Source organism: Thermoplasmata archaeon (genome assembly GCA_035632695.1).
Classification (GTDB): domain Archaea; phylum Thermoplasmatota; class Thermoplasmata; order RBG-16-68-12; family RBG-16-68-12; genus RBG-16-68-12.
Genome location: DASQGG010000155.1, coordinates 1 through 1,802, shown reverse-complemented (window position 1 = coordinate 1,802; position 1,802 = coordinate 1). Strand labels below are relative to the sequence as shown.

Genomic DNA, 1,802 nt, shown 5'->3' with positions numbered 1-1,802 from the left:
CCGTGTACTCGAGGATTGGGTCCGCGGCATACGCATCCGAGATGAAACCCGCGACGTACGTGCCGATCGCCCCGCCGAGCAGCTGGAAGAAGAATACGAACCCGAACGCAGCTCCCTGGAGCTGCCGGTGGCTCGCCTCGGAGGCCGCTGCGAACAGGGCCGGGTACGTGAGGAAGAGGCCCGCACCCAGGGTCAGCGTGACGGCGACGATGAGCCACGGGTTCGTGAGGACCGCGGTCGCGAGGCACGTGAGGCCGATGGCCACGTACGCGAACACGGTCAACCGGAAGCGGCCGAACAGGCGGCTCGAGCGCCCGAAGGAGAGGGCCACGCCCGTCCCCACGAGGAGCCACGCGGCGATCACGAAACCTGCGACGCCGGGATTGACGCCGTACACCTTGTGGAGCAACTGCGGTCCGAAGAGCGCAATCACGTTGTAGCCCACGCTCCCGATGGCGAGGGGCAAGATCCAGAACTTGACATCTCCCAGGGAGCGCCAGAGGTCCCCCCACCGGATCGGGGCCTGCGCGACCGGGGGCGACGGGTGGCCGCGGACAAGGACCAGGCCCGCGGCCACGGCCAACAGGTTGGCGATGCCCCAGATCACGAACGCCCACCACCATCCCCAGGCGAGGCCGAAGAGCGCGCCCGTGGCGGTGCCGAGGACCTCGCCGAAGTCCCCGAAGCCGGACTGGAAGCCCATGGACCGGTCGAGCTCCTCGGGCGGGTACGCGCGGCCGATCCACGACATGCCCACCGGATGGTAGAAGCTCGCGCCTACGCGGAGGAGGGCGACGAAGAGGAGCAGGGCCCAGAACGACGTGGCGAGGGCGACGAGCAGGCTCGCGACGCCCACGATCAGGATGCCGATCGGCAGGAACCGCGACGGGTCGCGGCGGTCGCTCATGACCCCGGTGAACACCTGGACGATCGCGTTCACGAGGAGCGCGGTCCCTCCCAGGATCCCCGTCTCGAACGGGCCGAAGGCAAACACCCCGGTCAAGATCGCGATCTGTCCGGAGAGCACCTGGACGGCGCCGTCGTTCGTCAGGTGGTAGAGGCTGTTCACGAGGAGCACGCGACGGTCGCCGGCCACGCGGCCCGCGATGGCGCATGAACATAAATCCTTAGGGCCGGCGCGGCGAAGAACATGGAGACAAACTCCATATAGCCCCAGCCGGATGGTCGCCGCGGCCAGGAGACCGCGGACGGCCGACGGTAGCCCGCAAGGGCAGCTGAGGAACGTCCCCCCTCCTTACGAGAGGTGGCCCCGTGCAAGCGGGGGGCCTGAGAGGGCCGGCAAGGGCGCAGAAACGACACAGCCCGCACCGAGGATGAATCGCGCTGGCGAAGACGTTGGTGCGGGACCTGGTGAGACGGCGACACCCCACCGGAGCAAGTCCAAGCAGGCGCATTTGCGCCAGGTAGGACGCGTAGTCCAATGCCGTCAGAACAGAAGGGGGCGTACGGCGGTCACCTGGTCACCTTACGGCAGTCCGACCCATAGGAAAAGTGGCTGACGTAAGGTCTGAGCGTGAAACCGTTTTACAGCTCAATCCCGGCCTCGTTCCCCTAACCCCGGGCCTTCGCGGCCCGGGACTTTCCTCTTTTCGATGAGCTGGAGGGGTGATGCAGGACGACCAAGGTTCGCGAACCCTACAGGTGGGCGAAAGGGTTCGCAGCTTCTTGGACGAACATCCCGATCTGGCGTCCTCGCCGAAGCGGATCGCCGACGCGTTAAACATCCCCGCCGGGAGTGCGAAGAGGGAAGCCAAGGCATACCGCGACGCGCAGAAGCTCTC

1 protein-coding gene and 1 other RNA gene are annotated in these 1,802 nt (G+C 67.1%); one reads left to right on the top strand and one right to left on the bottom strand.

The features are described 5' to 3' along the window. Positions 1–1,096, bottom strand: a 1,096-nt coding sequence (locus tag VEY12_09840; GenBank protein HYM40419.1) for an MFS transporter, incomplete at its 3' end; no start/stop codon positions are given. Positions 1,097–1,196: 100 nt separating this feature from the next. On the opposite strand from VEY12_09840, the gene rnpB reads away from it, so the two are divergent. After that, an RNA gene (rnpB, locus tag VEY12_09835) (RNase P RNA component) lies at positions 1,197–1,479 on the top strand. Positions 1,480–1,802 lie beyond the last annotated feature (323 nt).